Annotated in this window: 18 protein-coding genes; 16 read left to right on the top strand and 2 right to left on the bottom strand. The window is 60.1% G+C overall.

The genetic code is table 11. The annotated features are described in order from the left end of the window. The first annotated feature begins 9 nt into the window (after positions 1 to 9). The 11 genes from mdcC (at position 10) to ACO1VH_RS12655 (ending at position 10,123) form a co-directional block, all read left to right on the top strand. Positions 10 to 324, top strand: a complete 315-nt coding sequence (mdcC, locus tag ACO1VH_RS12705) for a malonate decarboxylase acyl carrier protein (RefSeq protein WP_486244844.1) — start codon at positions 10 to 12, stop codon at positions 322 to 324. Then, positions 321 to 1,217 (top strand): biotin-independent malonate decarboxylase subunit beta, encoded by an 897-nt coding sequence (locus tag ACO1VH_RS12700; protein WP_486244843.1) that lies wholly within the window; start codon positions 321 to 323, stop codon positions 1,215 to 1,217. Before mdcC ends, ACO1VH_RS12700 begins: the two co-directional genes overlap by 4 nt. Next, complete coding sequence (gene mdcE, locus ACO1VH_RS12695; RefSeq protein WP_486245143.1) at positions 1,217 to 1,933, top strand: biotin-independent malonate decarboxylase subunit gamma; 717 nt, start codon at positions 1,217 to 1,219, stop codon at positions 1,931 to 1,933. The genes ACO1VH_RS12700 and mdcE overlap by 1 nt, the downstream gene beginning before the upstream one ends. Further along, positions 1,917 to 2,573 carry a malonate decarboxylase holo-[acyl-carrier-protein] synthase gene (gene mdcG, locus ACO1VH_RS12690; RefSeq protein WP_486244842.1) on the top strand — a complete coding sequence of 219 codons (657 nt, stop codon included), beginning with the start codon at positions 1,917 to 1,919 and terminating at the stop codon, positions 2,571 to 2,573. The genes mdcE and mdcG overlap by 17 nt, the downstream gene beginning before the upstream one ends. Positions 2,574 to 2,608: 35 nt before the next feature. Then, positions 2,609 to 3,508, top strand: a complete 900-nt coding sequence (mdcB, locus tag ACO1VH_RS12685; protein ID WP_486244841.1) for a triphosphoribosyl-dephospho-CoA synthase MdcB — start codon at positions 2,609 to 2,611, stop codon at positions 3,506 to 3,508. Beyond that, entirely contained in the window at positions 3,501 to 4,445 is a 945-nt protein-coding gene (locus tag ACO1VH_RS12680; RefSeq protein ID WP_486244840.1) for an acyltransferase domain-containing protein, read from the top strand. The genes mdcB and ACO1VH_RS12680 overlap by 8 nt, the downstream gene beginning before the upstream one ends. Positions 4,446 to 4,682: 237 nt before the next feature. Continuing rightward, entirely contained in the window at positions 4,683 to 5,210 is a 528-nt protein-coding gene (locus ACO1VH_RS12675) for an RNA polymerase sigma factor (protein ID WP_486244839.1), read from the top strand. Further along, entirely contained in the window at positions 5,207 to 6,118 is a 912-nt protein-coding gene (locus ACO1VH_RS12670; RefSeq protein ID WP_486244838.1) for a FecR family protein, read from the top strand. Before ACO1VH_RS12675 ends, ACO1VH_RS12670 begins: the two co-directional genes overlap by 4 nt. 197 nt (positions 6,119 to 6,315) lie before the next feature. Continuing rightward, a complete protein-coding gene (locus ACO1VH_RS12665; protein WP_486244837.1) occupies positions 6,316 to 8,631 on the top strand; it encodes a TonB-dependent siderophore receptor in 2,316 nt (771 codons plus the stop codon). Between the two features lie 74 nt (positions 8,632 to 8,705). Beyond that, the gene (locus ACO1VH_RS12660) at positions 8,706 to 9,923 is read left to right on the top strand and encodes a PepSY-associated TM helix domain-containing protein (RefSeq protein WP_486244836.1); all 1,218 of its coding nucleotides are present in this window, start codon (positions 8,706 to 8,708) and stop codon (positions 9,921 to 9,923) included. Further along, positions 9,920 to 10,123, top strand: a complete 204-nt coding sequence (locus tag ACO1VH_RS12655) for a hypothetical protein (protein ID WP_486244835.1) — start codon at positions 9,920 to 9,922, stop codon at positions 10,121 to 10,123. The genes ACO1VH_RS12660 and ACO1VH_RS12655 overlap by 4 nt, the downstream gene beginning before the upstream one ends. Positions 10,124 to 10,127: 4 nt before the next feature. Here ACO1VH_RS12655 and ACO1VH_RS12650 read toward each other — a convergent pair whose 3' ends face one another. Further along, positions 10,128 to 10,322 carry a hypothetical protein gene (locus tag ACO1VH_RS12650; protein WP_486244834.1) on the bottom strand — a complete coding sequence of 65 codons (195 nt, stop codon included), beginning with the start codon at positions 10,320 to 10,322 and terminating at the stop codon, positions 10,128 to 10,130. Positions 10,323 to 10,438: 116 nt separating this feature from the next. Further along, positions 10,439 to 12,820: an acetamidase/formamidase family protein gene (locus ACO1VH_RS12645; protein WP_486245142.1), complete on the bottom strand. Its 2,382-nt coding sequence runs from the start codon at positions 12,818 to 12,820 to the stop codon at positions 10,439 to 10,441. Between the two features lie 575 nt (positions 12,821 to 13,395). On the opposite strand from ACO1VH_RS12645, the gene ACO1VH_RS12640 reads away from it, so the two are divergent. Genes ACO1VH_RS12640 through ACO1VH_RS12620 form a run of 5 tightly spaced genes read left to right on the top strand, consistent with a single transcriptional unit; the run spans position 13,396 to position 21,484 of the window. After that, positions 13,396 to 16,605, top strand: coding sequence for an efflux RND transporter permease subunit (locus tag ACO1VH_RS12640; protein WP_486244833.1), 3,210 nt, complete (start codon positions 13,396 to 13,398; stop codon positions 16,603 to 16,605). 1 nt (position 16,606) lies between these two features. Then, on the top strand, positions 16,607 to 17,902 hold the full coding sequence (locus ACO1VH_RS12635) for an efflux RND transporter periplasmic adaptor subunit (protein WP_486244832.1): 1,296 nt from the start codon (positions 16,607 to 16,609) through the stop codon (positions 17,900 to 17,902). Then, positions 17,902 to 19,389, top strand: a complete 1,488-nt coding sequence (locus ACO1VH_RS12630; protein WP_486245141.1) for an efflux transporter outer membrane subunit — start codon at positions 17,902 to 17,904, stop codon at positions 19,387 to 19,389. Before ACO1VH_RS12635 ends, ACO1VH_RS12630 begins: the two co-directional genes overlap by 1 nt. Positions 19,390 to 19,401: 12 nt before the next feature. Continuing rightward, positions 19,402 to 20,076, top strand: a complete 675-nt coding sequence (locus ACO1VH_RS12625) for a heavy metal response regulator transcription factor (RefSeq protein ID WP_486244831.1) — start codon at positions 19,402 to 19,404, stop codon at positions 20,074 to 20,076. Continuing rightward, positions 20,069 to 21,484 (top strand): heavy metal sensor histidine kinase, encoded by a 1,416-nt coding sequence (locus ACO1VH_RS12620; protein WP_486244830.1) that lies wholly within the window; start codon positions 20,069 to 20,071, stop codon positions 21,482 to 21,484. The genes ACO1VH_RS12625 and ACO1VH_RS12620 overlap by 8 nt, the downstream gene beginning before the upstream one ends. Positions 21,485 to 21,505: the final 21 nt, after the last annotated feature.

The raw sequence follows: 21,505 nt of genomic DNA, 5'->3' as shown, positions 1-21,505 counted from the left end.
GGCACGCATATGGAAACACTGCATTTTCGTTTTGAAAACGGCCGCAAGCGCGTGGCGCCGCAGGCGCATCTGATCGGCGTGGTCAGTTCGGGCAATCTCGAAGTGCTGATCGAATCGACGGACCTGAACGGCGGCTGCGAAGTCGAGGTGAATACGGCGGCAGTCGGCTTCGGCGCCATCTGGCAAGCCGTGGTGTCGGATTTCCACGCGCGCTGGTCGCTGGCGAACGTGCGCATTGCGATCAACGACGTCGGTGCGACGCCGGCCGTCGTCAGCCTGCGCCTGGATCAGGCGGTCGAATCGTTGCAGGGAGCGGCTTCATGAACAGTTATCTCGAAGCGAACGCGCGCCAGCGTATTCATCAATTGCTCGATGCCGGATCGTTCACGGAATTTCTGCCGCCGGCGCAACGTATCGTCAGTCCGCATCTGGCCCAGCTCGATACGCCGTGCTCGTTCGACGACGGCGTGACGATCGGCAGCGGCGTGCTCGACGGCAGCAAGGTGATGGCGGCATCGCAGGAAGGCGGTTTCATGGGCGGAGCCGTCGGCGAGGTGCATGGCGCCAAGCTGGTCGGCCTGCTCAAGCGTGCAATTGCCGATCGTGCCGATGGTGTGATCCTGATGCTGGAAACGGGCGGCGTGCGTTTGCATGAAGCGAATGCAGGATTGATCGCCGTTTCCGAAGTGATGCGCGCCGTGCTGGATGCACGTGCTGCGAACATTCCCGTCATCGTGCTGATCGGCGGTGCCAACGGCTGCTTCGGCGGCATGGGTATCGTCGCTTGCTGCGCCAATGCGATCGTGATGTCGGAAGAAGGCAGGCTGGCGATGTCGGGACCGGAGGTGATCGAAACGACATACGGCGTCGAGGAGTTCGACGCCAGCGATCGCGCGCTGGTCTGGCGCACGTCCGGCGGCAAGCATCGCTATCTGCTGGGCGACTGCGATGTGATCGTACCGGATGACATCGCCGCTTTCCGCCGTGCGGCAATCGAAGCGTTGGCCCGATGCAAACAGGCGCCATCGGAAGTGACGCTGGAAGCGCTGCAGCGCGAGCATGCGATGCTCGAGCGTCGACTGGCGACATTCGGCGAATTGACCGAACCGATGGATATCTGGTCGGCACTAGGTGTGATCGATCCGGAGCGTCTGCCGATGCTGGAGGCATCGGCATTCATGCAGCAAACGCAAGCGCTGCGCGCAGGAGAACGATGATGGAATGGCAGGCGCTGGCAGCACAGCTTTTCCCGCAAGGGCACGATATCGTCGAACACGATCATTTTCTGAGCGGTAGCGGCACCATCGGTGAACAGACGGTGACGGTGATCGGCACCACGGGACATACGCCTATCGGCGTGGAGATCGCGCTGGCGCAGGCCGCCGCCATCCTGCAGACGATGCGCGATCATCCCGGCCGGCCGCTGGTGATCCTGATCGATACGCAAGGCCAGCGGTTGCGGCATCGCGACGAAATGCTGGGCATCAATCATTACATGGCGCATCTGGGCAAATGCATCGATGTGGCGCGGCGGCGCGGCCATCCGGTGATCGGGTTGGTTTACGATCAGGCATTGTCGGGTGGTTTCATCACCAGCGGATTGATGGCCGATGCCTGCTACGCCTTGCCCGAGGCGGAAATTCGCGTGATGGGATTGCCGGCAATGGCGCGCATTACCAAGGTACCGGAAGAGAAGCTGGTCGAACTGGCCAAGAGCAACCCCGTTTTTGCACCGGGCGCGGTCAACTACCTGAACATGGGCGGCGTGGAAGCGATCTGGGAAGGCGATCTCGCATCGTGCCTGATGCAGGCCTTGCGGCAGGATGACAAGGCGGATCAGCGCAGCGCGCGCGGTCTGGAGCGCGGCGGCCGCAAGCTGGCGTTGCCGGTGGCGCAGGCAGTGGTGGCAGCGGACGATGTTCGATCGGCATGACAGAATCTGGCTGAACAAGGCGGGTTGGGAAGCGGCACGTGCGCAACTTCCTGCCCATGCCGGTGTTTTTGCGCAGTGGGAAAAAAACGATTGGCCCGTCATCGTGCGCAGGAATGAAGGCGCGCAGCAAGCCGGTACGCTTTGCCTCGGTCTGCCGTTGCCGCCAGATGAGACCGGCAACAAATTGCGTATCGGCTTCATCGTGAATGTTGCCGACATCGCACGGCATGCCATGCCGCTTGCAATCGACGAAGCAAGGTCGACACTGCCGTCACAATGGCAGAAGCCGCTTGCGGATTTTTCCGAGGCGGCAGCGCGGGCTCAACTGGCCTTTCATGTTTACGGCTCGGCTGCCATGCAGTCGATGACGAAGCTCTCCTATCTGACGACGTCGTCGGATATCGATCTGCTGTTTTATCCGCGCGGGCGCAGCCATCTTCAACAAGGATTGCAGTTGCTGCAGGTTCATGCGAAACATTTGCCGCTGGACGGCGAGATCGTGTTTCCGTCGGGACGCGCCGTGGCATGGAAAGAATGGGCAGATGCGTCGGCCAGGCCGGAGACGATGCGCATTCTTGCCAAGAGCATGCAGGCGGTAAACCTGACCGCATGTGCTTCGCTGTTGGCTGAACTGGAATGAGTGCCGTGCAACGAAACAATCCGATTTCTCCATCCTTGACGACGCTCGCCGGCTGCGCCGACGGCGTACGGTTGCGCGCATCAGGCGCGCAACGCATCAGGCATTCGGAAGTTGCTCGGCTGGCCATACGCAGTCTGCATGCGGAACTGGTGCTGTATCCGAAGCCGGGACTGGTATCGCCATGGGACAACGGTAGCCATACCGACATGGATGCGCCGCTGTTCATGCGTAGCCTGTTTTCATTGCGTCATTACTTCGTCCGGATGGTGCGTGCCGGTGCGGAAAGCGCTTCGTTCGATATGTTGCGCACATACGGAATTGAGGCTGAACGGTCGATGCTGGCGGCGACGGGCGGCATCAATACGCATCGCGGCGCGATTTTCGCGCTGGGTTTGCTGTGTGCCGCGGCTGGTCATTGCCGCCGGCATTGCGCGCCGCTTTCGGCGACGATGCTGCGCCATGCACTGACGACACAATGGGGCGCTGCATTGATCGCGCATTCGGCCGCACCGATCTATGGTTCGCACGGCCAGCATGCCGCGATGCGTTTCGCAGTCGGCGGCGCACGCGAAGAGGCGGCTGCCGGGTTCCCCTCGCTGTTTGAAGTGGCGCTGCCGCGGCTGCATCGTTCGCTGGCTGCCGGCCGTGCTGTGCATGAAGCGCAGATCGATACCTTCTTCAGTTTGATGGCGCATATCGACGACACGAACATTTATACGCGCGGCGGTGCGGAGGGAGCTGCATTGATGCGCCGATCCGCACAAGCGTTTCTGTCGCGTGGCGGCACCGCCAATCCGGACTGGTATGCCGCGGCGCGCGATTGCCATCGGCAGTTCGTTGCCAGACGACTGTCGCCCGGCGGCGTGGCGGATCTGTTTGCGGCAACATGGTTCGTGCATCAACTGACCACATTCACCGGCGAGTACGATGGCTAACCGGATCGCATTGCTGTGTTCAGGGCAGGCAGGGCAGCACGCCGGCATGTTCGATCTCGTCCGTAGCGATCCGCATGCGGCACAGTTGCTGCAGAGCTGGCCGCTGGAGGAAGTGTGCGGCCGTCCGTTGCAGGACATGCTGGCCGACGAAGCCGGCATGTTTTCCAATCTGGTCGCACAACCATTGGTGATTGCCGCGGCGTTGTCGACATGGGAAGCGATCCGGCATATCGTGCCGCCGCCGGCGCTGGTTGCCGGTTACAGCATCGGTGAACTCGCCTCGTGGTCGGTGGCCGGCGCATTGGCTCCGGAACAGACGATATGTCTGGCGGCGGTCCGCGCAAAACTGTTGCAGGCTTGTGTCGCACCGGATCGGCCGCAGATCATGCTGGCGATTTCGCTCGCGCAGGCTTGGATGACCTTGTCCGATCTTGCTCCTCTGCTGCAGTCGCATGGATTCCATACGGCCATTGAGATCGATGTCGATAGCGTCATCGTCGGCGGCCTGCTCGAACAGGCGGATGCACTGGAGGCGGCAGTTGTCGCGGCCGGCGGCAGGGTGACGCGACTGCCGATCCAGATCGCATCGCATACGCCATGGATGCACGAAGCCGTAACGCCATTCGAAAACGCAGTGGCCGCCAGCGGCTTGCGTACTCCGGCCTGTGCCGTGCTGGCCGGCATTTCAGGCACGCGCCTGCACGATGCGGCTGCTGCGCCGGCTGCACTGGCGCGTCAACTGGCAGAGCCGATTCGCTGGCATGCCGTCATGGATGCCATCAGCGAAGCCGGCACGACGATGGCCATTGAACTGGGACCCGGTTCTGCCTTGTCCAAAATGTTGAAATCGCGCCATCCACACATCCATTGCCGGGCCGTTGCCGAATTCCGGACGCTGGCCGGCGTCAAGAAATGGGTGGAGCAGCATCTGGACTGAACCCATCGTCGAGAGCGGCGGCGGACATCATGCCGGGATGCAAGAAAACGCCGGAGCTCCTTCTTTTCCTTCCGAACGTGTCGCAACTTTCCGACATCTCTGCGCTGCACAGGGTTGCCTGCCTCATAGCATCTGATAGAATGAGAACAATTCGCATTTGCAATATCTGATCGATTATTCGGTGTCTGCAAATGCCGTTCGCGGTTCATCGCTACGCTCGTTTCTCGAAGTCGTCTCGTGCAATCAAACTATTCCGATTCCTCGTCGCTGATGGCTGCGCTGGTTCGTCACTATGATGAACTGGTCGATCATGTGCGCCGCCGGTTCGGTGATAAGGGATTTGCGACGGAAGTGATGCACGACGTCTGCGTGCAGTTGCTGGAACGTCCGCCGCGCGATGACATCAAGACGCCGCAGGCATTCCTGCGCCACGTCTCCACGCAGCTGGCGATCGACCGCTATCGCACGGAAAAACTGCGTGCCGGCGTGGTAGCGGTCATGGAAGAAGTGCCGGAAACGCCATCGATCTTCCCGACGCATATGTCGGAAGGCGAACTGACGGTCGCTTTCCAGCAAAAGGAGCAGGCACTGCTGGAGGCTGTGCGCGCATTGCCGGAATGCTGCCGTGATGTATTCATCCTGCACAAGCTGTATCACCTGTCGCAGGTGGAGGTGGCCGCCAAGCTCGGCATCTCCCGCGGCATGGTAGCGCGCCACATGGCGCGTGCAGTGGCCGGACTGGCACCGGTGATGAACGCGCCATGACCCGCATGCCCCCACCCATTGCAGATCATCCGGAATCCGTACGGCAACTGAACACTTCGTCAGGTACTGCGACTCTGGACGACGATGCGCTGATGCTGTTCGAGGATGGCCTGCGTGCAAATCTGCCCGGCGTCGAAGATATTCTCCAGCGTGCAGCGGAGCGCAAGCACAAGAAGCGTGCAATCGCGTCCGTTGCAATCGTTGCGCTGGCAGGTGTGCTGTTCTGGCTGGACCCCGCATACAAGAGCGAGCAGGTGGCGACGGCTGTCGGTGAGCGGAGTACATGGACGCTGGCGGACGGCAGCGCGGTTTCGCTGAATACGGATTCCGCGTTGCGCGTCGAATACCATCTGCGTTCGCGGCATCTTTATCTCACGCAGGGCGAAGCGCTGTTCAAGGTCGAGCATTCGCGCTGGCGTTCGTTCTGGGTGTATGCGAACCAGACGCGTGTCGAAGATATCGGCACCGTGTTCAATGTGCGCAATACGAAACGCGGTGCGCAGGTTACGGTGCTGGAAGGCAGCGTACAGGTGTCGACAGAAAACGAGCCGGCTGCCGTGCGCCTGCTGGAAACCGGCCAGTCGGTTGAAACCGACGGCAATCATGTGAACGAAACGGCGCAAATCGATGCGAGTGCGATTGCCGCTTGGCATGACGGCAAGCTGCATTTCGATAACACGCCACTGGCGGCCGTCGTCGCGGAACTGCAGCGCTACCGTAAAGCACGCGTGCGTCTGTCGCCCGCATTGGCGGACCTGCGCATCACCGGCCAGTTCGATATCGACCGCATCGATCAATTGCTGTCGATGCTGCCTACGCTCGCATCGGTGAATGTGCGCCGCGAAGCGGACGGCAGCGTGGCGATCGTGCCGCGTACCGACGACAAGCGCACAGGCGGCGCGAGCTAATTTCCTCTGCGATGACGTGTGGTCATCGACCTTCCTTTGTGTGCTTGTGAGTTTGGCAACGTATTTTTGCACAAAAAATTTCGTCCGCCAGGTGTACATATGCGCAGGCTGGATCGGCATCTTCCATATAAGTCTTTTTTGATATGGGAGATGTAATGAACAAGTTTCAGCGAAAGCTGACCGCAATCGCAGTCGGCATGATGCTGTCGGCATCGGTACTGGCGCAAATCGGTCCGGTCGATCTGGATATAGCACCGCAGCCGCTTGGGCAGGCATTGAATGCGCTGGCCCGTCAGTCGGGTGCGCAAATCGTATTTGTCAGTGAAGTGACTGCCGGCAAATCTGCACCGGCGGTCAAGGGCAAGATGACGGTGCGCGAAGCGCTAGATCATTTGCTGCAGGACTCCGGCTTGCGCATCCAGGCATCGGATGAGCGTACGTTCGCTGTCGTCCCTGTCAGTGCAGCAGCAGCGGGCGAAAGCGTATTGCCGGTAGTGAATGTTTCGGCAACGACGGGTGACTTGTCGCCCGCCTATGCGGGTGGGCAGGTGGCGCGTGGTGGCAAGGTGGGCATGCTGGGAAATGCCAATTTCATGGATACGCCTTTCAACCAGACAAGCTATACGTCACAAGCTATTGAAGACCAGCAGGCGCGCAGCCTATCCGATTTGCTGATTGACGATCCTTCGGTGCGTCTTTCGAGCGCGCGTACCAACATCAACGAAGACTTTTCCATTCGCGGTTTCACCGTTGCCAGTCAGGACGTTGCGCTCAACGGCATGTATGGCCTAATGCCATATTTCCGCGTGCCGGTGGAAATGGCGGAGCGCGTGGAAGTGTTGAAAGGTCCGTCGGCTTTGCTCAACGGCATGCCGACGAGCGGTAATGTCGGCGGTGCCATCAACGTCGTTCCCAAGCGGGCTACCGACGAGCCGCTGACAAGAGTGACGGCCAATTATGTGTCGGACTCGATTGGCGGCGGCCAAGTCGACATTGGCCGGCGGTTTGGAGAGAACAAGGAATTTGGTGTGCGTTTCAATGGCGCTTATCGTGATGGCGATACGGCGATCGACAAGCAGCAGCAGGAAGATCAGGTGTATGCGCTGGCGCTGGATTACCGTGGCGAGCGCTTGCGGACGTCGCTGGACTTGATCTATCAGAAGCAGGATATCGATCGCGTTGTTCGTCAATTCCAAGCGGGTGGTGGGTTGACGGCCATGCCAAAGGCACCAGATTCCGACTTGAACTATCCGGGCTATGGCCGTTCCGAGACTACGGACAAGACGATCGTTGCACGTGCCGAATACGATGTAACCGATGATTTGACTGTTTATGGTGGTATGGGAAATCGCAGGCACAGCATGGATGCGCTTGCGGGAAATCCGGAACTGCTGGATACCGCCGGCAATTTCAGCTCGAGTCCGGCTTGGCAGCTATTCGATGTGAAAAACGAATCCTACGAAGCTGGCGCCAATCTGCGATTCAACACCGGTTCGGTCAAGCACAAGCTGGCTTTGAATTATTCCCGTGTCGAGCAGAACCAGGACATCTACATGACGTTCTTTGCTGGACGTAATTCGAATCTGTACGCGCCGATATACAGCGACACGCCCAGTGTGGCCGGACTGAATCCACAAAAGCTGCCTTATATCGAATCCACCCTTACCAGTTACGCTTTGGCCGATACATTGTCGTTCATGGATGACAAGGTAAAACTCACGCTGGGTGCCCGTCACCAAAATGTGGAGCAACTGAATTACGCGTTTGGCACAGGAGTGCCGGGAGATCAGTACGATGAGTCGGCGGTCACGCCGGTCGTTGGCGTGGTCGTGCAACCGTCCGAAGGGTTGTCGCTGTATGCAAACTACATCGAAGGACTATCTCCGGGTGAGATCGCGCCGATGACTGCAGACAACCGTGGTACTGCATTCTCACCGTACAAGACGAAACAATATGAAGTCGGCACCAAGCTCGACTGGGGACGGTTTGCGACGACTGTGAGCGTTTTCCAGATCGAACGTCCGAGCGCAAGCACCTTCAACAACGTATTTTCGATGAATGGTGAACAACGCAACCGGGGTGTGGAGCTGAACGTCTTCGGCGAAGTTGCAAAGCATGTTCGTTTGATCGGCGGCGCAGCCTATACGCAGGGCAAGCTCACACGCGCAGCAGGTGGTGTCAATGAAGGGAATGACGCAATCGCCGTACCACGCTGGCAGGCGAATCTGGGCGTCGACTGGGACAACGTCTTTACGCCGGGACTCGGATTGAATGCGCGTGTCGTGTATACCGGCGATCAGTACGTCGATGCCGCAAACAATCTGGAGATACCTTCGTGGACGCGCTTCGATCTTGGTGCGCGATATCACACGCGTATCGGCGCCAAGCCGGTGACGTTCCGCGCCAACATCGAAAACGTATTCGACAAGGATTATTGGGCTTCATCCAATGCCGGGTATTTGTATGTCGGTGCGCCGCGTACCTTCCTGCTTTCGGCAACGGTGGACTTCTAATTGCGCATTCGTTTCGATCCGCCGCCACGACATCTGTCGGCCGGCGGATATGTCATTAATGGCGAAGGATATTTATGAGCAAGAAATCATCCATACGCACCTGGGCTTGGGTACATAAATGGAGCAGCCTGATCTGCACGGCATTCCTGTTGATGCTCTGCATCACCGGCTTGCCCTTGATCTTCCATGAAGAAATCGACCATCTGACAGGCGAACCCGAAGCGCCCGTCATGCCTGCCGACACGTCTCGTCAAAGCCTGGATCGCATTACCGAGGCGGCGCGTGCGCATTATCCGGATCAGGTGATCCAGTTTCTGTCGTGGGATCAGGAGGAGCACCCTCACATGATCTTCGTCGGCATGAATAAATCGCTGCAGGCGCCGCCGGATACGCTCAAGTCGCTTATCTATGACGACCGCACTACACACTTGCTCGACACGCCGAACAATCAGGAAGGATTCATGTACGTGATGCTGAAACTGCATACGGACATGTTTGCCGGTTTGTCGGGCAAGCTCTTTCTCGGCTTGATGGGTTTGCTGTTTGTCGTTGCGATTGTGTCCGGCGTGGTGCTGTACAGCCCGTTCATGCGTAAACTGGAATTCGGCACGGTACGCAAATCGCGCTCGCCAAGATTGAAATGGCTCGATATGCATAACCTGCTGGGCATCGTGGCGCTGGTGTGGACGATGGTGGTGGGGCTGACCGGCGTCATCAACACCTTGAGTGATGTGGTGCTCTACGCCTGGCAGAACGGCCAGCTTGCCGAAATGGTGGCGCCGTATAAGAACATGCCGCCGCTGCAGGATCAGGGATCAACGGAAAATGCGGTGCGTGTCGCGGAAAAGGCTGCACCGCATATGGAGTCTTCTTTCGTTGCCTTCCCCGGCACCGTATTCACCAGCCAGCACCATTACGCCGTCTTCATGAAAGGCAATACGCCGTTGACGTCGCGCTTGCTGATGCCGGCTCTGATCGACGCGGAAACCGGCAAGCTGACCGATATGCGTGAGATGCCGTGGTACGTGCAGACACTGTTCCTGTCGCAGCCTTTGCACTTCGGCGATTACGGCGGCCTGCCGTTGAAAATCCTGTGGGCTTTTCTGGATATTGCGACCATCGTCATTCTCGGCACCGGCCTTTATCTGTGGCTGCGTCGCCGTCAGGTGATTGCCGAATTGCCGGAAGCCGAAGCGATTGGTCTGGTTGATGACAAGGTAGCGGCGCAAGGAATGGCGCAGGAGACAGTACAAGAAGCGACGCAAGAAGCAACACAAGGAGCGGCGCGATGAATAGCGCAAATAACAACGCTAGCAAGAACGACGCATCCCGCCCGATCAGCATCTGGCGCTGGCCGACGATACTGGGTATCGCCAGTGCAGTCGGCCTGCTCAGCGCGCTGATCGGCGATGACGTTTACGACGTGCTGTCGTGGTGCCTGCTGGCGCTGCCGCTGATCATGATCGTGCGCGCACTGCGATCGGCACAATGAAGGATCAGGGTTTGCTTTTTTCTCTTCTGACCCATGCCGATATCTTCGGCCAGAAGATGGCAAGCCCGATTCCCAGTACGAACAGGAAGATGGCCGCGACCATTTTCACGATCGGGTAATTCAAGGCATCGTTTGCCACCAGCCAGCTGGCAACGACACCGCCGGCTGTCAGCAGGGCTCGAACGAACAGACTCAGCATGGCGTCCTCCATCTGAAATGCGCTCGGTGCCATTATAGGCAGCAGGCGGAAAGCTGTCGGACTTTCGGTCCCGGACCGATCATCATCAGTGCCTGTTTTTCCAGCAAGGTGGAAATTCAGGCAGATGCATCCCTCTCTGCAAAGAGGGATTTCCTGACGATGGCGTGAATGCCGATATTGCCGTTGACGATCTGCGTCAGGCCGAAATCGATGGCGACCGACATGAGGGACACGGCCTCGTCTTCCGTCAGGCCTTTGGCGACCATCAGGAATTTGCGCGTCTTGCGGAAGGCATCGCGCATGGCGAGGTCCAGCGTACTTTTCTTGTAAACCTCCGACTGTGCCGTGGCGCCTAGTTCGACAAGGTAGTTGGGATAGCTGAAACCCAGGATGACCCATTCGTCCGCGGTTTCGATAAAGGGGAAATCCAGATCCTGGAACTGGCTGCTGCTGCCTTTCTTGTGCAGGACGAGCTGGAATTCCCCGGTCAGCGAACATTCGATCGCTGTGCCGCAGATTTCGGAATCACCCTGCGAGGCATGCGGATCGCCGACGGAGAACAGCCCGCCGGCCACCTGCACGGGAAGAAATACGCTGGAGCCGGGAGCGGCGCGCCAGTTGTCGATGTTGCCGCCGAAGGAGCCCGGCGGCACGGAATCCACATTGCCTTCGAAATTGGGTGCCACTGCCATGACGCCAAAATGCGGCCTGACAGGGATGCGCACGCCCTTCAATACATCCAGCTTTTTTTCGACCGTGGAATGATCGACCGGGATGCCGGGATAATCGATCAGCTCGTGACGTACGCCGGAAGGATCTGTTTGCGGCGTCCATCGGAAGCTGTACAGGGCGCGGGCGAACTTCTCGAAACCGGTTTCCTCGATTTCGTAAATCGTGATGACCTCACGCTGTTTGGGTGCGGTGATCAGGTCGCGATAGTGGTAGCCCCACCAGGTAGCTGCGTTGCTGCCATATGCCTTGCCCGGCACCGCATGGCTTGGCCGGAATGCGACATCGAGGATGCGCACTTCCAGGATGTCGTCAGGCTGCGCGTCGCGAATCATGATGGGGCCGGTGCAGATATGCACGCCAAAGCCCTCGCCCGGGCCCCTCCCGTAAACCGAACCGTCGATCGGTCCCGCGCCGCGGCGATTGATCGCCTTGCCGTCGTGGTCCCAGCGGAAGATGTCTTCCGCATGGGGGTCGCCCTTGATCATCAGCGCGTGATCGTCATAGGCGTGCTGGGTGATCGTCTCTATCGTGATGAAGTCGCCGCTGTCGACGGTGAGGATCGGCTTCAACGACTTGCAGAAGTATCCCCAGTGGATCGTTTTCTTCGTCGAGGCGAGATGGTGGTGTTTCTTGTCCTGTTCCTGTTCTTGCTCAGTTGATGCCAGGCGCAGCGTCGTGCCAATGGCACCCTCGGAATGGAATTCGGCGAGCGCATCCCAATCCATCTCTTCCTGGTCGTCCAGCTTGAGAAAGGCAGGACTGCCGCGATACGCATTCGACTGCGGTTTGGGTGCGGCGCGCCATTCACGCGGCGTGACCTGATATTCTTGGCTGAATGCACGGCTGAAGTTCGCCGCGTCCGTAAATCCCCATCTGTCGCAGATTTCCAGAATGGTCAGATGCGCCAGGGCCGGATCGGCCAGATCGATGCGGCAGCGCTCCAGTCTTCTTTTCTTCAAATACTGCGTGAAGGTGGTGCCGATGGTCAGGAACAGTTTCTGGATGTAGCGCGAAGAAATCTTTTCCGCTTCGGCCAGGTGCTGCAGCGAGAACTCCGGTTCGGATAGATTCAATTCGATGGTCTTGCAGACGCGCTTCAACTGGCTGAGCTGGGTGGAGCTGGAGCGTTTCGAACTGCTCAGATCTTCCACCTGCGGTCCCTTGTGCTGGGCCAGCGTCGACAGCAGCAGGCTTTCCAGCGCCACTTCAATTTGCGACAGGTCTTCCGGCCGGATGTCGCCGAGACTGCCGGAAATGGAATCGAGCAGCGCAAAAATGGCGTTGGCGGTGCCGCTTCCCTTCTGGATGAGCGTGTGTCCTTCCGGAATGGAGCGCAGCAGGCGCAGCAGCAGACTGACGCCCTTCAAACAGATGAAGGTGGCGTGGAAATCCGAGAGGAACTCAAGCTGCCAGTTCTGCGTGGGATCGATGATCAGTACGTGATTGGCATCGAACTGATTGGCTTCGGCGGCCGTCCTGATATAGCCATTTCCCGCACGCAGCTGGACGACAAGAACGGCCTGGCCGCCCTGGTTGAGGTAGCTGCGGATCAGTCCGCTATCGGGGGTGATGATCTGCGGCGTGGCGTGGATTTCGGCATAGATCGATTGCAGCGTCGACACGCATTTCCAGCCGTTGCTGCTGAGTTTCGCTTCCGCCTTTCCTTTTGGACTGAACTTGAGCATCAGGTCGGCGAGAATCTCCGTCCACGCGTCGTTGCGCAGGGCATTCGGTATGACGTCGGTATTGAATCGCCAGTTTTGCATGATGCTCACGTGAAGATGCCGCCTGTCTGCATGGGACAGGATAGAGACATTGCCTGGTACGTTGCCATTCGATTGGGTGATGCACCGGGATTTATGGGCCAGTTTGGATGATTTTTGCGCGGGTTGCCAGAAGCAATCGATAGCAATCATGCCGGCACCGCGAATCCCGTGATGCGACGAGGGCGCGAATACGGGAATTGTTTGGCCTAATGCAAGATTTTCACAATTGTCCAGTTGCTACTTGTCTCCAGGCGAACCAATTCTGGTCAATTGGCGCACTAGGGTGGCAACGATAGTTGCTCATATTGCAATGAAATTGCGCAAAATCATGTGGAAGAAATGCTTATACCGGCGCGATACCCGCATGCAGCCTCACGTGGACGACAATGCCGAAACTGACAGATTTGTCATTTTCCGGTCAGCAACAAGACATTGACGCTACGGTATATTGGCTGCCCTGTGGCGCCGTGTGCGCCCTCGCTTTTGCAGTGTGCAAGCGCGCATACCTGGCGAGCGCTCCGGTATGTGTTGATACCCCAGGGCGCACCGGCCTACCAGAAACGGAATTTACCCAGATGTGGATCGTCAAAATCGCCCTGCGGCGGCCGTACACCTTCCTCGTAATGGCGCTGCTGATCTTCCTCGCCACGCCGATCACGCTGCAGCGCATGGCGACCGACATCTTCCCCGACATCAATATCCCGGTGATCAGCATCATCTGGAAATACAACGGCATGTCGGCCGAGGAGATGGGGCAGCGAATCACCGCCATCAACGAACGCGTGCTGACGACCACCGTCAACGATATCGAACACATCGAATCGCAAACGCTGGGCGGCGTGGCGGTGATCAAGGTGTTCTTCCAGCCGAAGGCGAATATCCAGACGGCGATCGCGCAGGTGACGGCGGTCGAACAGGTGATCGTCAAGCAGATGCCGCCGGGCACGACGCCGCCATTGATCATCCAGTATTCCGCTTCCAGCATCCCGGTCATCCAGCTCGGCCTGTCGAGCAAGTCGATGTCGGAACAGGCGCTGTTCGATACGGCGCTGAATGCGGTGCGCACCAAGCTGGTGACGATTCCGGGCGTGGCGATTCCATATCCGTACGGCGGCAAGAGCCGCGTGGTGTCGGTCGATCTCGATTCGCAGGCATTGCTGGCTAAGGGCTTGTCGCCGACCGACGTCGTCAATGCGATCAGCGCGCAGAACCTGATCCTGCCGGGCGGTACCGCCAAGTTCGGCGATACCGAATACACGGTCAAGATGAACGGTTCGCCGCAGGTGCTGGATGAACTGAACGATCTGCCGGTACGCACGACCAACGGCGCGACCATCTATCTGGGCGAAGTGGCGCACGTGCGCGACGGTTTCACGCCGCAGACCAACATCGTGCGCCACAACGGCGAACGCGGCGTGTTGCTATCGGTGCTGAAGAACGGCGGCGCGTCGACATTGGAAATCGTCGACAACCTGAAAGCTTCGCTGAAGGACATCATCCCGACGCTGCCGGACGGCGTGGAGCTGACCACGCTGTTCGACCAGTCCGTCTTCGTCAAATCCGCGGTGAGCGGCGTCGTGCATGAAGGCCTGATCGCGGGTTGCCTGACGGCGGCGATGATCCTGCTGTTTCTCGGCAACTGGCGTACCACCTGCATCATTGCGATCTCGATTCCGTTGTCGGTGCTGTCGTCGATTCTTGCACTGAATGCACTGGGCGAGACGATTAACATCATGACGCTGGGCGGGCTTGCGCTTTCGGTCGGCATCCTGGTTGACGATGCGACGGTGACGATCGAAAACATCGAACGTTATCTGCACATGGGCCACGATCTGGAAACCGCGATCCTCGAAGGCGCTGGCGAGATCGCGGTGCCGGCCCTGGTGGCGACGCTGTGTATCTGCATCGTGTTCGTGCCGATGTTCTTCCTCACCGGCGTGGCGCGCTATCTGTTCGTGCCGCTGGCCGAGGCCGTGATCTTCGCGATGATCGCGTCCTACATCCTGTCGCGTACGCTGGTGCCGACGCTGGTCATGCTGTTCATGCGCAACGTCAAGCATGGCGCTCAGGGTGATAAGGGCCCCGACCACAAGCCGAGCATGCTGGAGCGCGTGTACACCAAATTCGATGCGCAGTTCGAACGCATGCGCGGCGTCTACATCGTCATCCTCAGCACGCTGCTGCCGCGCCGTCGTTTCTACGCATCGATCTTCCTCGGTTTCTGCGTATTGTCCAGCGGCCTGTATCTGGCGCTGGGGCGCGACTTCTTCCCCAGCGTCGATGCCGGCCTGATGCGCCTGCACTTCCGCGCGCCGACCGGCACGCGTATCGAGGAAACCGCACGGCTGGCCGACCAGATCGAGGCGGTGATCCGCGAAAAGATTCCAGCGGACGAACTGGATACGGTGCTCGACAATCTCGGCCTGCCCTATTCCGGCATCAATCTTTCGTACAGCAACGCCGGCACCATCGGCACTCTGGATGGCGAAATCCAGATCGCGCTGAAGGAAGGCCATGCGCCGACCGACGACTATGTGCAGGAACTGCGGCGCGAACTGCCGAAGCGTTTCCCCGGCATCGAATTCTTCTTCCAGCCGGCCGATGTCGTCACGCAGATCCTGAACTTCGGCCTGCCGGCAGCGATCGACGTGCAGTTCTCCGGCAACAACATCGTCGGCAACTACTATCTGGCCACCGAGCTTGAAAAGGAACTCAAGAAGATTCCCGGCGCGGTGGATGTGCACGTCCACCAGCGCATCGACCAGCCGACAGTGCAGCTGAACATGGACCGCAACAAGATGCAACAGTTGGGCCTGAACGCCAACAACGTCGCACAGAACGTGCTGGTGCCGCTGTCCGGCAGCTTCCAAACTGCACCGGCCTTCTGGCTGAATCCGAAGAACGGCATCTCGTACGACATCTCGATCCAGACGCCGCAGTACAACGTCGATTCGTTGAACACGCTGCTGCAGATTCCGGTCGGCACCGGCGATGCGGCGGTGCCGACGCAATTGCTGAGCAATCTGGTCACGGTGGAGTCTGCGCGCCAGCTGGCGATCGTGTCGCGCTACAACATTTCGCCGGTGGTCGACGTATTCGTCAGCGTCAGCGGGCGCGATCTTGGTTCGGTGGCGGCGGAAGTCGAACGCGAAGTGACGAAGATCCAGCACAAGCTGCCGAAGGGATCGAAGGTCACGATACGCGGCCAGGTGGAAACGATGAAGACGTCGTTCGTCGGTCTCGGCATCGGCTTGGTAATGGCGATTGTGCTGGTCTACCTGTTGATCGTGGTCAATTTCCAGTCGTGGATCGATCCGCTGATCATCATCAGCGCGCTGCCGGCGGCGCTGGCCGGTATTGCGTGGATGCTGTTCCTGACCGGCACTACGCTCTCGGTGCCGGCGCTGACCGGCGCGATCATGACGATGGGCGTGGCGACGGCCAACAGTATTCTGCTGGTGTCATTTGCGCGGCAGCGGTTGCTGGCCGGCGAGACGCCGCTGGCCGCCGCGCTGGAAGCGGGCGCGACGCGTATCCGTCCGGTGCTGATGACGGCGCTGGCGATGATCATCGGCATGCTGCCGATGGCGCTGGGCCTGGGCGACGGCGGCGAGCAGAATGCGCCGCTCGGCCGCGCTACCATCGGCGGCTTGCTGTTCGCCACCGTCTCCACCTTGTTCTTCGTGCCGCTGGTATTTGCGGGTATTCATTCCCTGCTGGCGAAGCGCGCTGCCAAAAAAGGTTTGCCGCCGCCGCACTCCGCTGTTGTTGAAGGAAGTCACTAACATGACCCACGATCGTCACTCTTCCATTGGTATCCACGGCTTGCACGAGCATGAAGCCGCGCGTGGCTTCAAACGCATCCTGCTGCTCAAGCGCATGCAGCGCGTTGCGTTGGCGATTCTCGGTGTGCTGCTGGTCGGCGGCCTGATTGTCATGGGCTTGCGTTTTGCCAAGGGCGGCGCGCTGGCGGAAACCTCGCGCGAACAACAGACGCGTTACGTCAGCGTCATCTCGCCGAAGAGTGCAGCAGAAGACAATCTGCTGCGGCTGCCAGGCACATTGCAGGGCAGTATCGAAGCGCCGATCTATGCGCGCACCAGTGGTTACGTTTCCAGGTGGTACAAGGACATCGGCGACCAGGTGAAACAGGGCGAGCTGCTGGCGCAGATCGACGCGCCGGAAATCGTGCAGCAACTGAATGAGGCGAAGGCGGCGCAGACACAGGCGGCAACCAATCTGCAACTGGCGAAAAGCACCTTCGAACGCTGGGATGCGCTGCGCAAGCGTGACGCAGTATCGCAGCAGGATCTGGACGAGAAGCGCAATGCACTGGCGGTCGCACAAGCTGCGGAAACATCGGCCAAGGCGACCGTGCAGCGTCTGCAGGATCAGGTCGGCTTCAGCCGCATCGTCGCGCCGTTCTCCGGCGTGATCACGCGCCGCAATATCGATATCGGCAATCTGGTCGATGCCGGCGGCGGTTCGCGCGTGCTGTTCACGATGGCCAAGAGTGACACGTTGCGCGCCTATGTCTACGTGCCGCAAAGCTATGCACCGCAGATCAAGACGGGCGACAAGGCAGAAGTGACGTTGCGTGAACTGCCGGGACAAATCTTCACCGGCACCATCGCCCGCACGGCTGGCGCGATCGATCCCCTGACACGCACGATGCAGATCGAAATTCGCTTGCCGAATCCGGATGGCGTGCTGTTGCCGGGCGCTTATGCGCAGGTCGCGATCAAGGCAAGCGGCGCCGCCAGCCAGACGGCGTTGACGGTGCCGAGCAATACCTTGTTGTTCCGTCCGGAAGGATTGCGCGTGGCGCTCGTCGGCGCAGACGGCAAGGTGCATCTGCAGCCGGTATCGATCAGCCGCGAACTCGGCACGACAGTCGAACTGGGCAGTGGCGTCACCACGCAGGACAAGCTCATCGTCAATCCAGCCGATTCGCTGAACGAAGGCGATGTCGTTTCCGTGGTGGCGTCGGAAGACGCGGCACCGGCGAAAGGTGCAGGCAAGAAAGACGCGGACAAAAATGCAGACAGAAACGCGCCGGTCAGCAAGGAGAAGGCATCGTGATGCGTCGGTGCCCTGCTGTTGTCGCTGCACTGGTTGCGCTGCTGGTGCTGGGCGGCTGCGCCGTCGGCCCTGACTATCAGCGGCCGGATGCGCCGCTGGCGCAGTCGTGGAAGACCGAGCCCGGCTGGCAGGCCGGCAATCCGCGTGACGGCGAACTAAAGGGTGCATGGTGGGAAATTTTCGGCGATGCGCAATTGAATGCGCTGCAGGAGCAGGCGCTGCAGAACGGCCAGACGATGGTGATCGCGCAGACGCGCGTTGAGCAGGCACGTGCGCAGGCGAACGTCGCCAACAGCGCCTATTTCCCGCAGATCGGTCTGCAGGGCGGCGTCACGCGTAACCGTACGTCGGCCGAACGCCCGCTGACCAATCGCAATTCGGTCAACAGCTCGATCGTGCAGAACGATTTCAATGCAGCGTTCACCGTCGATTACGAACTGGATCTGTTCGGCCGCGTGCGTCGTCAGGCTGAAGGCGCGACCGCCAGCGCGGAACAGGCGCAGGCCGATTTCGAAAACACGCGGCTGGTGCTGACCGCCGAACTGGCCGCCAATTATTTCGCTCTGCGCGAAGCCGATGCCGAGATCGATCTGCTGCAGCAAATACTGGCTGCGCAGACCAAGGCGCTCGATTACATCAGCGCACAGCATGAACTAGGCGCAGTGTCTGGTCTCGACCTGAACCAGCAACAGGCGTTGACCGCGGCGACGCAAACGCAATTGACCTTGCTGCAGGATCAGCGCGCGCGTTACCAGACGGCGATCGCCATGCTGGTCGGTGTGCCGGCGCCCGATTTTGCGCTGGCTTCCGATCCGAAGCTGGCGCACGTGCCGGCGATTCCGCTGACGGCGCCGGCCGCGCTGCTGGAGCGCCGTCCCGATATCGCCGCCGCCGAGCGCGCGATGGCCGCCGCCAATGCGCAGATCGGCGTGGCGCGCAGCGCCTACTTCCCGTCGCTGTTCCTGTCCGGACTGGTCGGCAGCGATGCCAACAAGATCGGCAACCTGTTCACTGCGCCGGCGGCGCTGTGGGCGATCGGTGTCAGCGCGACGCAGACCGTGTTCGACGGCGGCCGCACCAGCGCCAACGTCGACTTCGCCGAAGCCGGCTATCGGCAGGCGGTGGCGAATTATCGGCAGACGGTGCTGACCGCCTTCCAGGAAGTGCAGGACGGCTTGAATACCGATGCGGCGCTGACGCAGGCAGTTGCGTCAGCCAAGGTCGCGGCGGACAGCGCGGATCGCTTTCTCGGCTTGTCCGTCGATCGCTATCAGAGCGGCATTGCTGCCAGCCTGGAAGTCGTCGTCGCGCAGCAGACGCTGCTCGGCTATCGTCGGCAGGAAGTGCAGTTGCGCGGACAGCGTTTGCTGAATACAGTGAAACTGATCAAGGCATTAGGCGGCGGCTGGCATGCGCCGCAGACGGTGCCGGTAGCGGCATCCGCTACGTCTGCAACATCAACAACATCCGCAACCTCAGCCAACTGACGCGAGCGAACGATGAAGATCCTGGTGATCGAAGACGAGCCGAAGACCGTGGCCTATCTGCAGCGCGGCCTGACCGAGCAAGGATATGCGGTCGACGTCGCGAACAACGGCATCGATGGCCAGCATCTGGCGCTGACCGGAGATTACGATGCGATCGTGCTCGACATCATGATGCCAGACCGCGACGGCCTGACGGTATTGCAGGCCTTGCGGCGCGAGAAGGAAACCCCGGTCATCATGCTGACCGCGCGCGGCGAAGTCGACGATCGCATCCACGGCCTGCGTAGCGGCGCCGACGATTACCTGGTCAAGCCGTTCTCCTTCCTCGAATTGCTGGCGCGCCTGCAGGCGTTGGGCCGGCGCGGACGCCCGCAGGAAGCGGCGCACATCCGCATTGCCGATCTGCACATCGATCTGATCGCGCGCCGTGCGGTGCGCGGTGTGCGGCGGCTCGACCTGACGGCGAAGGAATTTGCGCTGCTTGCCGTGCTGGCCCGCCATCGCGGACAGGTGCTGTCGAAAACCGTGATCGTCGAAATGGTGTGGGACGTCAATTTCGAGAGCAATACCAACGTCGTCGAAGTCGCCATCAAGCGCCTGCGCGCGAAGCTGGACGAGCCGTCCGAAACCAAGCTGCTGCATACGATACGCGGCATGGGCTATGTGCTGGAAGAGAAGCATGAGTAAAACCGGATCGTCTTCGGCACATGTCGCTACGCATTCCGCCACGCACTCGATCGCGCGCCGGCTGGCGCTGATGTTCGCGCTCGCGGCCGCCGGCGTGTTCTTCACGGTGGGTGTCGTGCTGTACAACATCCAGTGCAACGAATTGCATCGCCACCAGCGGCAGGAAATCCTGACGCGCTACGAATTCGTCGAAAGCCTGATCGCGCGCCGCATGTTCAATACCGAGAAATGGGCGCTGCTGGAAAGCAAGCTGAAGGAACTGACGCCGCAGGAAGGCAACGTCACGTACATCGTCACCAGCGACGATCCGCGCTATCGCCTCGGCACGCCCTTTCCATCCGATGTGAAGATCGTCCAGGAACGTGGCGGCGTACAGCGCGTCTTCATGCCGGAGCGCACCTATCTGACGATGAGCGGCAAGGTGGCACCGCTGGGCGACCGACCGACCGTGATGCTGACGGTAGGCGTCGATCCGAGCGCCTTCGACACGACCAGCCACGCATTGAACGTCGCGCTGGTCTTCGCCTCGCTGTTCGGCGTGGCGGCGGTAGCGGCGCTCGGCTGGTGGATTGCGCGGCGCAGCCTGGCTGCCGTCGACGACCTGTCGCGCCATGCGCAGGAGCTGGGGCCGAAGAAACTGTCCGAACGCCTGCCTGTGCGCAAGCTTCCGGGCGAGCTGGCCGGGCTCGTGCTGTCGTTCAACGGTGCGCTGGAACGTGTCGAGCAGGCATACATGCAGTTGTCGACCTTCAATGCGGACGTCGCGCACGAACTGCGTACACCGCTCGGCAACCTGATCGGCCAGACGCAGGTGATCCTGTCGCGCGAACGCTCGGTCGCCGAACTGGAAGAAGTGCTGCAATCGAATCTGGAAGAACTGGAACGGCTGCGCACCATCATCAACGACATGCTGTTTCTCGCGCAGGCCGATCGCGGCATGCGTCCGGACAATCTGGTGCGGACCTCGATTGCGCAGGAAGTCGGCAAGAGTGCGGAATTCCTCGATATGCTGCTGGAAGATGCCTGCTGCACGTTGAAGATCGAAGGCGATGCCGAAGCGGCGATCGAGCCATCGCTGTTCGGCCGTGCGATCACCAATCTGCTGTACAACGCCATCCAGCATTGCGATCGCCAGTCGGCCATCGTCATCCGCATCACTGAATCGGAAGATGGCGTGACGATCGCCGTCAGCAATCATGGCATGCCGATCGCTGCGCATCATGTGGATCGGCTGTTCGATCGTTTCTATCGGGCCGATTCGTCCCGCACAGACAGCCGCAACAGCCACGGACTCGGCCTGGCGATCGTCAAGGCGATTGCCGTGATGCACGGCGGTACCGTGTTTGCGCAGAGTCGCGACAACGAAACCACCATCGGCCTGACGATCGCGCACGGCATCGCGCGTTGATCGGATGCCGTGCGATCGGGC

It is taken from the genome of Oxalicibacterium sp. (assembly GCF_057353965.1).
The sequence above is the reverse complement of the archived record's forward strand: the minus strand, read 5'-3'. Positions and strand labels throughout refer to the sequence as shown.

Coding starts and splice junctions, on each gene's coding strand:
- ACO1VH_RS12660 (WP_486244836.1), top strand. CDS start 8,706: ATGAGCAAGAAATCATCCATACGCACCTGGGCTTGGGTACATAAATGG.
- mdcE (WP_486245143.1), top strand. CDS start 1,217: ATGGAATGGCAGGCGCTGGCAGCACAGCTTTTCCCGCAAGGGCACGAT.
- ACO1VH_RS12680 (WP_486244840.1), top strand. CDS start 3,501: ATGGCTAACCGGATCGCATTGCTGTGTTCAGGGCAGGCAGGGCAGCAC.
- mdcG (WP_486244842.1), top strand. CDS start 1,917: ATGTTCGATCGGCATGACAGAATCTGGCTGAACAAGGCGGGTTGGGAA.
- ACO1VH_RS12700 (WP_486244843.1), top strand. CDS start 321: ATGAACAGTTATCTCGAAGCGAACGCGCGCCAGCGTATTCATCAATTG.
- ACO1VH_RS12630 (WP_486245141.1), top strand. CDS start 17,902: ATGCGTCGGTGCCCTGCTGTTGTCGCTGCACTGGTTGCGCTGCTGGTG.
- ACO1VH_RS12665 (WP_486244837.1), top strand. CDS start 6,316: ATGATGCTGTCGGCATCGGTACTGGCGCAAATCGGTCCGGTCGATCTG.
- ACO1VH_RS12670 (WP_486244838.1), top strand. CDS start 5,207: ATGACCCGCATGCCCCCACCCATTGCAGATCATCCGGAATCCGTACGG.
- ACO1VH_RS12620 (WP_486244830.1), top strand. CDS start 20,069: ATGAGTAAAACCGGATCGTCTTCGGCACATGTCGCTACGCATTCCGCC.
- ACO1VH_RS12650 (WP_486244834.1), bottom strand. CDS start 10,322: ATGCTGAGTCTGTTCGTTCGAGCCCTGCTGACAGCCGGCGGTGTCGTT.
- ACO1VH_RS12655 (WP_486244835.1), top strand. CDS start 9,920: ATGAATAGCGCAAATAACAACGCTAGCAAGAACGACGCATCCCGCCCG.
- ACO1VH_RS12640 (WP_486244833.1), top strand. CDS start 13,396: ATGTGGATCGTCAAAATCGCCCTGCGGCGGCCGTACACCTTCCTCGTA.
- mdcC (WP_486244844.1), top strand. CDS start 10: ATGGAAACACTGCATTTTCGTTTTGAAAACGGCCGCAAGCGCGTGGCG.
- ACO1VH_RS12625 (WP_486244831.1), top strand. CDS start 19,402: ATGAAGATCCTGGTGATCGAAGACGAGCCGAAGACCGTGGCCTATCTG.
- ACO1VH_RS12645 (WP_486245142.1), bottom strand. CDS start 12,820: ATGCAAAACTGGCGATTCAATACCGACGTCATACCGAATGCCCTGCGC.
- ACO1VH_RS12635 (WP_486244832.1), top strand. CDS start 16,607: ATGACCCACGATCGTCACTCTTCCATTGGTATCCACGGCTTGCACGAG.